The organism is Chromohalobacter beijerinckii (genome assembly GCF_023061185.1).
Taxonomy (GTDB): domain Bacteria; phylum Pseudomonadota; class Gammaproteobacteria; order Pseudomonadales; family Halomonadaceae; genus Chromohalobacter; species Chromohalobacter beijerinckii.
In genome coordinates, this window is record NZ_JAKGAK010000033.1 from 1 (window position 1) to 8,602 (window position 8,602).

General features: G+C 56.6%; 7 protein-coding genes and 1 pseudogene. All 8 read left to right on the forward strand.

What is annotated here, in order from left to right:
* Window positions 1-150: 150 nt before the first annotated feature.
* Window positions 151-1,740 carry an ABC-F family ATPase gene (locus L1075_RS15380; RefSeq protein WP_246895686.1) on the forward strand — a complete coding sequence of 530 codons (1,590 nt, stop codon included), beginning with the start codon at window positions 151-153 and terminating at the stop codon, window positions 1,738-1,740.
* 383 nt (window positions 1,741-2,123) lie between these two features.
* Window positions 2,124-3,134 (forward strand): TRAP transporter substrate-binding protein, encoded by a 1,011-nt coding sequence (locus L1075_RS15385; RefSeq protein WP_246895685.1) that lies wholly within the window; start codon window positions 2,124-2,126, stop codon window positions 3,132-3,134.
* A 65-nt stretch (window positions 3,135-3,199) separates the two neighbouring features.
* Window positions 3,200-3,733 carry a TRAP transporter small permease gene (locus L1075_RS15390; protein WP_246895684.1) on the forward strand — a complete coding sequence of 178 codons (534 nt, stop codon included), beginning with the start codon at window positions 3,200-3,202 and terminating at the stop codon, window positions 3,731-3,733.
* Between the two features lie 4 nt (window positions 3,734-3,737).
* Complete coding sequence (locus L1075_RS15395) at window positions 3,738-5,021, forward strand: TRAP transporter large permease (RefSeq protein ID WP_246895683.1); 1,284 nt, start codon at window positions 3,738-3,740, stop codon at window positions 5,019-5,021.
* Between the two features lie 19 nt (window positions 5,022-5,040).
* Complete coding sequence (locus L1075_RS15400; RefSeq protein WP_246895682.1) at window positions 5,041-6,177, forward strand: mandelate racemase/muconate lactonizing enzyme family protein; 1,137 nt, start codon at window positions 5,041-5,043, stop codon at window positions 6,175-6,177.
* A pseudogene (locus L1075_RS15900) lies at window positions 6,174-7,044 on the forward strand (amidohydrolase family protein). The gene L1075_RS15400 and the pseudogene L1075_RS15900 overlap by 4 nt, the downstream one beginning before the upstream one ends.
* Before the next feature lie 92 nt (window positions 7,045-7,136).
* Window positions 7,137-7,937 carry an NAD-dependent epimerase/dehydratase family protein gene (locus L1075_RS15410; RefSeq protein ID WP_246895680.1) on the forward strand — a complete coding sequence of 267 codons (801 nt, stop codon included), beginning with the start codon at window positions 7,137-7,139 and terminating at the stop codon, window positions 7,935-7,937.
* An 81-nt stretch (window positions 7,938-8,018) separates the two neighbouring features.
* Window positions 8,019-8,602, forward strand: a 584-nt coding sequence (locus tag L1075_RS15415; RefSeq protein ID WP_343311338.1) for a FadR/GntR family transcriptional regulator, incomplete at its 3' end; no start/stop codon positions are given.

Genomic DNA, 8,602 nt, shown 5'->3' on the forward strand with positions numbered 1-8,602 from the left:
CGCTTATCACATACCAGAGTTCGTAATTAGAGGATGGCGCTGACGTTGGTCGTTGCCAGCGCGTACAATGCCGCCTCGACATAGGTTGGGGCTCGTACCGCCGGGTCCGCCGTCGCTTCATTCACGCCGTTTCCCGCGAGAACCCCGATTTTGCTCTCTACCGCCAACATCACCATGCAGTTCGGCGCCAAGCCGTTATTCGAAAATGTCTCCGTCAAGTTTGGAGAGGGCAACCGCTATGGCCTGATCGGTGCCAATGGTTGCGGCAAGTCTACCTTCATGAAGATTCTGGGTGGCGACCTGGAACCCACCAACGGCCAGGTGATGAAGGACGCCACCACACGGCTCGGTAAGCTGAGTCAGGATCAGTTCGCGTTCGAGAACGAGCGTGTCATCGACACCGTGATCATGGGTAACACCGAGCTTTGGGAGGTGACCGCCGAGCGCGAGCGTATCTATTCGCAGGCTGAAATGTCCGAGGAAGATGGCATGAAAGTCGCCGATCTCGAGGTGCGCTACGCCGAACTCGACGGTTATACAGCAGAGGCCCGCGCAGGGGAGTTGCTGCTCGGCCTCGGTATCCCTCTTGCGCAGCACACCCAGCCGATGAGCGTGGTGGCGCCGGGCTGGAAACTGCGAGTGCTGCTGGCCCAGGCGCTGTTCAGCGATCCCGACGTACTGTTGCTCGACGAGCCTACCAACCACTTGGATATCAACACTATCCGGTGGCTGGAAGGGATTCTGCGTTCACGTAGCTCGACCATGATCATCATTTCTCATGATCGTCACTTCTTGAATAGCGTCTGCACCCATATGGCGGACCTCGACTACGGCGAGCTGACGCTGTTTCCGGGTAACTATGATGAGTATATGACCGCTGCTACCCAAGCGCGGGAGCGCTTGCATGCCGATAACGCCAAGAAGAAGGCGGAGATTGCCGAGTTACAGCAATTCGTCAGCCGCTTCTCGGCCAACGCCTCCAAGGCCAAGCAGGCCACATCGCGCCAACGCAAGATCGACAAGATCCAGCTCGATGAGGTCAAACCGTCGTCACGCGTCAGCCCGTTCATTCGCTTCGAGCAGACCAAAAAGATACACCGACATGCGTTGAACGCCGAGAAACTCTCCAAGGCGTGGGGTGACAACGTGCTGTTCGACCGCTTCGATTTGCAGATCGAAGCCGGCGAGAAAGTCGCTATCATCGGACCCAACGGGATTGGTAAGACGACCCTGCTGAATTGTCTGGTGGGCACAATGACACCGGATTCGGGCGAGGTGAAATGGACCGATGCGGCAGAAGTGGGGTACTTCGCCCAGGATCACGCTGATGATTTCGAAGGCGGTGAGACGCTTTTCGAATGGATGCGGCAGTGGACCACGGAAGGTGAGCAGACCGTACGCGGGGCGCTGGGCCGGATGCTGTTCTCCAACGATGATATCGGTAAGTCGGTCAAGGTGATCTCAGGGGGCGAACAGGGGCGGATGCTGTTCGGTAAGCTGGCGCTGCAGAAGCCTAACGTGCTGGTGATGGATGAGCCCACCAACCACCTTGATATGGAGTCGATAGAAGCGCTCAACCTGGCGCTGGAGAATTATCCCGGCACCTTGATCTTCGTCAGTCATGATCGTGAGTTTGTCGGTTCCTTGGCGACCCGCATCATCGAGATGAAGGACGACGATATCGTCGACTTTAGCGGCAGTTATGATGATTATCTGCGCAGCCAGGATATCTACGGTTAAACGCAACATTCGCCCTTCCCGCAACCAGCGGATACCACAGGCCTAAAAGGCCGCTCCCAACCAACGCATGCTGCGTGCAGCATGCGTTGGTGCGTTTTAGCTGCCCATAGGGTGTATCAGCTAGCTCGCCACGTTACGTTTCGTTGTCTTAGCCTAATGTCTACACGCCATACCGGTATGATGTATGACAACATGCGTTAAAGTACCTAGACTGATTAAGCAATGGGGCATTCCATTACTCAGCCGGTCAGGCAGGTGATTGTCCTAACTAGGATGGCATTGATTTTTACTCGGTTACGATTTTAAGCAATGAAGGAGTGGAAAATTAATCAGTGTGGTTAGTTTAATATAAAGAAACAATATGAACTATAAGGAGCAACGTCATGCAGACCAACAAAAGACTAAAGATGACAAGCTATGTAAAAGCAGCAGCGACGATTGGAATGCTGTTGAGTGTTTCTATTTCGGCGGCGGCACAAGCAGACAGCTGGCGCGGATGGAACATCCACCCACCTAGCTACCCGAATGGCAAAGCCCTGGAAAGTTTTGCCAAGGAGGTCGCCGAGAAGACCGATGGTCGTGTCGAGCCTAAGGTCTATCATAACGCGGTGCTGGGCGATCAGCCGGACGCCATCGAGCAGGTGCGTAGCGGTGCGCTGGATTTTGCCAACTTTAATATGGAGCCGATGGGACCAATCGTACCTGCCACTAACGTCCTTTCACTGCCGTTCATTTTCAAAAGTCCAGATGATATGTACCGCATCATGGATGGCGAAATCGGTGACCGCTTCGCCGATGCGTTGGCCGAGAAAAACCTGATTGCGCTGTCCTGGTTCGGCTCCGGAGCGCGCAGTCTCTACAACACCGACCATCCGGTGAAGACGCCCGACGACGTCGAGGGCCTCAAGGTCCGCGTCATGAACAATGATCTCTATGTCCAGATGATCGACGAGATGGGCGGTAATGCAACGCCGATGGCTTATAGTGAAGTCTATCAATCGCTCAAGACCGGGGTCATCGATGGTGCCGAGAACAATTACCCGTCTTATGAGTCCAGCGGCCACTACGAGGTGGCAAAGTACTACTCCCTGACCGAGCATCTGATCCTGCCTGAGTGTCTGTGTGTCGCCAAGGCCAGTTGGGAGGAGCTCAACGATGAAGATCAGAAAGCTGTACGTGAAGCGGCTGAAGATGCTGCCAAGCAGCAGCGGCAACTCTGGGAAGAAGGTGTTCAGGAAAGCCGGCAGAAGGTCCTCGACGCCGGCGTGAAGATCAATGAGGTGGATGACAAGTCGGCATTTCAGGACAAGATGCAGCCGATATACGACGCGTTCATCCAGGAGCATCCGGATCTGGAATCGCTCGTGACGGATATCCAAGCTGCCCAGAAATGATTCGTTAGTCCCACGAAGCGCTCCGGGCGGGAGTCCCCCGGGGCGCCTTGAAAGGATTGAATATCGTGACCTCATATTCCGACCAACTGAGTGACCAGAGCGAAGAGCCGCCACATCAGACGCCATTCGATCGCTTTCTGGATGGCATCGCACATCTGTGCATCATCGTCTCGGGTATCCTGCTGGTTTTTCTGATCGTAACGTTCGGGTGGCTGGTCTTTGGCCGTTACGTTCTCAACGACACGCCGACGTGGGTAGAGCAATCCTCGCTGCTGATTGTCGTCTATATCACTTGTCTGGGAGCGGCTGCCGGCGTGCGCAATAATACTCACCTGAGCATCGATTTCGTCCGCGAAGGGTTACCGGTATTACCGCGCGAGATCATGCGCTATATCGCCGATTTTTTCGTAGCTACTTTTGGGTGCTTCATGGCCTGGCAGGGTTGGCTTTTGGTCATGGATAACCTCAGTCGAGCGATTCCCATGATCGGCCTATCTGAGAGTTGGCGTGCGGCCCCTCTGTCGATCTGTGGCCTACTGATGGTGCTATTTTCGGGGGTAAATGTCGCCCAGCGTCTCATGAAGAACAGGAGGAAGTGACACCATGGGCCTGATCATTCTTTTCGGCGTTTTCTTCCTGGGTCTGATAGTCGGTGCGCCGGTAGCCTTTGCTGTGGGGCTGGCCTCGGTCGTCACATTCCTTTACGAGGGGTTGCCGCTTTTCGTCGGTTTTCAGCGGATTCTTTCCGGTATTTCTGTCTTCTCGTTACTGGCCATACCGTTCTTCATTTTTGCCGGGGAACTGATGCTGCATGGCGGCATATCCACCCGCCTGGTTCGGTTGGCATCGGCTGCGGTGGGGCGGGTGCGCGGTGGGCTAGGCATGGTCAATGTCAGCTCGTCCATGTTGTTTGGCGGTATTTCAGGCTCGGCGGTTGCAGACACCTCAGCGCTTGGTTCGATCCTCATCCCGATTATGAAAGAAAAAGGCTACGATGCCGATTATGCGGTCAATGTGACCGTAACGTCTTCGATCGCGGGGATCGTGATCCCACCTAGTCACAATATGATTCTCTATGCGGTTGCCGCAGGTGGTGGTGTTTCTATCACACAGTTGTTCGTTGCCGGTATCGTGCCGGGTGTCTTGATGTGTCTGGCATTGGCTTTGGCTGCCTATATCGTAGCGGTAAAGCGCGGCTACAAAGGTGAACCATTTCCTGGGTGGTCGGCGTTGGTCATCAGCTTTGTCGCAGCACTGCCCGGGCTGTTGACTGCGGTGATCATCGTCGGCGGGGTCCTTTCGGGGATTCTGACGGTAACCGAGTCCGGCGCCTTCGGTGCGATCTACGCTATCGTTGTGACCGGGCTAGTCTATCGCGAGCTGCGTTGGGAGCCCTTCAAAAAAGCCGTCTACCAGGCGGTGCGCACGACATCGCTGGTAATGATCTTGGTGGGCTGTGCATCGGCCTTCTCCTATTTGCTGGCTCTTTATGACGTGCCCGCTTTATTGATCGAAATGCTGACCAGCATTTCCGATAATCCATACGTCATATTGCTCATGCTGAATGTGCTTCTTCTAGGACTCGGCATGATGATGGATATGGCCGCATTGATTCTTATCTGTACACCGATTTTCCTTCCCGTTGCGACTCAGTTTGGAATGAGCCCGATCCATTTCGGCATCATGCTGATGATGAATCTCGGTATAGGGCTATGTACACCACCGGTCGGTTCCTGCCTGTTCGTCGGCAGTGTGATAGGCAAAATAAAGATCGAAAAAGCAGTCAAGACGATTTGGCCTTTCTATCTCGCACTTTTCATGGTGCTGATGCTGGTGACCTATGTGCCAGCCATTTCCATGGCACTCCCCAACTTCTTGGCCGACTGACTTTAGATAGGGGCGATCAATGAAAATAGAAGCCGTAAACGTGCATCTGCTGGATCATCAACTCGACCAAGCGTTTGAAAGCGCTTCAATGCGTTTCGATAGGCGCCAACATTGCCTGGTCGAAATCGTCTGTGATGATGGCACCATCGGCTGGGGCGAGTGCCTGGGTCCCGCCAAGCCCAATGCCGCCGTGGTCAGGGCGTACTCCGTAGCGCTTATCGGGTGCAATCCGCTTGAAACGGAAAAGCTGTGGCTCGAGCTCTATAACCGCTTGCGCGATCAGGGGCAGCGCGGTCTTACCGTGACGGCACTGAGCGGTATCGATATCGCGCTTTGGGATATCAAAGGCAAGCACTATGGCGCGCCGATATCCGAGCTACTGGGAGGGCGTTTTCGTGAGTCCGTGCGGGCGTATGCCACTGGCTCGTTCAAGCGTGATGGGGTCGACCGAGTCCAGGACACGGCCGAGGAGGTTGCCGGTTATGTCCGGGAAGGCTTTCATGGCGTGAAGATCAAGATCGGCTTTGACGTCGAGGAAGACCTGAAAGTGATCGCCGCCGCGCGCGAGTCGCTGGGTCCCGAGGGACGCCTGATGATCGATGCCAACCATGGGTACGATCTGCTCGAGGCGCTGGATCTGGGCAAGCGTGCCTCTGCCTTCGGCGTGGATTGGTTCGAGGAGCCGGTGTTGCCGGAGCAGATTTCCACCTATCACGCAGTGCGTGATGGGCAGCCGATTCCTGTGGCGAGTGGTGAGAATTGGCATGGTCGTTATGCCATGTTGGAACCGCTGCAAACCCGTGCGGTGGATATCGTGCAGCCGGATGTCTGTAGCGTGGGAGGGTTTTCGGAAATGCGCCGTGTCGTCGATATGGCGGCCATGTTCGGCGTTCGCCTGGTGCCGCATGTGTGGGGAACGGCGGTATGCCTGGCTGCGAGCCTGCAAAGCATGGCAGCGTTGCCACCGAATCCACCCCGTCGTCGCCCTCGGGAACCCATCATGGAGTTCGACCGGACGCATAATCCTTTCCGACAGGCGGTCGTCAAAACGCCGTTGGAACATGCCGGCGGTGTTATGCAGATCCCCGATGGACCGGGTCTGGGCATCGAGATCGACCGTGATGCATTACGCCAATTCGCTTTGAAGGAGGCATGAGCGTGTCAGAAATCCCTGCCAATACTCGTCCGCTCGACGGCCCGGCCCCCAAGCTCACGGCGCCGGCCGGTGCAACCGACTGTCATATTCACCTGTATCTGCCGGGCTTCGATGCTCAACCCGGCGGTCCGAAGATTCCCGAGCTGGCAACGGTCGAGGATTATCGCAAGCTCCAGCGATGGCTGTCGCTCGAGCGTGTGGTCGTCACCCAGCCCAATGCGTATCAGCGTGACAATCGCGCTCTACTTGCGGCGTTAGATCAACTGGGTACGCAAGCTGCCCGCGGTGTCGCGGCGGTAACGCCCGATACGCCGGCCAGCGACCTTAAGGTCTGGCATGACAAGGGTGTGCGCGGGGCGCGGATCATGAATCTGCCGGGGGGGCGCGGTCACCCAAGAGCAGATGCTCGATGTCGAGAAGCGTATTCGTCCGCTGGGTTGGCATCTGATGGTGCAGTTCAACGGCTGCAATCTGAACGACTACGTCGACGGCCTGCGACGTATCGAAGGCGAGTACATCATCGATCATATCGGCAAGTTCATGCCGCCCGTAGCGCCGGACGATGCCCGGGTCGACGAGATCCTGCGGCTGCTGGACCGTGGCAATGCTTGGTTCAAGATCTGCGCCGGCTACGAAGCCAGCCAGACCGGCGGTCCCGACTATGCGGATATCGGGGCGATTGCCAAGCGGGCCATCGCGCATGCGCCCGAGCGCATCATCTGGGGCTCTAACTGGCCGCATGTCGGCGTACCGCGCGAACAGTACCCCGACGATGCCGAGCAACTCGACGTGTTGCTCGAGTGGGCTTCGGCCGAGCAGCGCCAGCGGATTCTCGTGGACAACCCGGCGCGACTTTACGGCTTCTAGATGTCGCTATCTTGTTGAAGGAGCGCGCATGCATGCGATGACGAGCATGTGTATTGATATCGCGCGTACTGAATATTGAAGGAGTGTATGGCATGTTGAATCGAATTTTGGTGACAGGCGCGGCCGGTGGTGTGGGTAAAGCGATCCGCCCGTACCTGGATCAACTGGCAGAAAAAGTACGCCTGTCCGATATCGCTGAATTGGGGGAGGCCCAGCCGCATGAAGAGTTGGTGTCCTGCGATCTCGCCGATGCCGATGCCGTTAGAAATCTGGTCGCCGATTGCGATGGGATCATTCATCTTGGCGGTGTCTCGGTGGAACAACCTTGGAACGATATTCTCCAAGCCAACATCATCGGGGCCTACAATCTTTACGAAGCGGCTCGAAACCTCGGAAAGCCGCGCATCGTGTTTGCCAGCTCCAATCACACCATCGGCTTCTACCCACGCACGACACGCATCGACACCGAGGCGCCGCGTCGTCCCGACTCGCTGTATGGTCTGTCCAAGTGCTTCGGTGAAGACTTGGCAAGTCTGTACCACGATAAATTCCAGATAGAGACCCTGAGTATTCGTATCGGCTCATGCTTCCCCAAGCCCGTGGACAAGCGAATGATGGCGACATGGCTGAGTGTCGAGGATTTGGTGGATCTACTCGGACGCGCGTTTTCTGCCTCCAAGCTGGGCAACACCGTGATATATGGGGCGTCTGACAATGCCGAGAAGTGGTGGGATAACAGCCAGTCAGGATTCCTCGGCTGGGTACCCAAGGATAGCTCCGAAGTATGGCGTGAAGAAATCGAGTCCCGTAATGAAAAGCCCGATATCAATGACCCCGCCGTGATTTTCCAGGGTGGGAAGTTTACCGCGGCGGGGCACCCCGATGACGGCTGAAGCACAATACTGGAATAATGGACTCTCGGGGCCCGGACAAACGTCCGGGGTGAGCTTCTTTTTGCGGGGCATGGAAAAGCGATGACACAGGTTATGAATCCACTTGGCGTTAAGCGTGTCTCCCAGCAAGGGAGTTTGTCCCGGCAGGTCTCGCAGCAACTCGAGTCGATCATTGCGCAGGGCAATATCGCAGTGGGGGATAAGCTGCCCCCAGAGAATGGCTTGTGCGAGATGTTTGGCGTCAGTCGTACGGTGGTCCGGGAGGCAATTACCCACCTCAAGTCGCTGGGGCTGGTCGAGACGCGTCGCGGGATCGGCACGCGGGTACTGCGCGCGGCACCAGAGGAAGCGTATCCCGCCAAGCGGATCAGCCTGACCACGGTCGAGGATATTCTAGGAATTCTCGAGTTGCGTTTGACCTTGGAGCCGGAAGCCGCCGCCCTGGCAGCGTTGCGGCGCGACGATGCGGATATCGAGCGACTTCGTCAGGCGCATGGGCGCTTCATCGAGGCGTTCCAGCATCAGTCACAGGCGCGGGAAGAAGACTTCGCCTTTCACTTTGCAGTGGCTCAGGCCACGCATAATCCGGCATTCACCACGGTGTACGAGCAGTTGAACCTGGGCGCCATTCCGCGCGCCAAGCTGCTTTCCGTCGAGCTCGACAC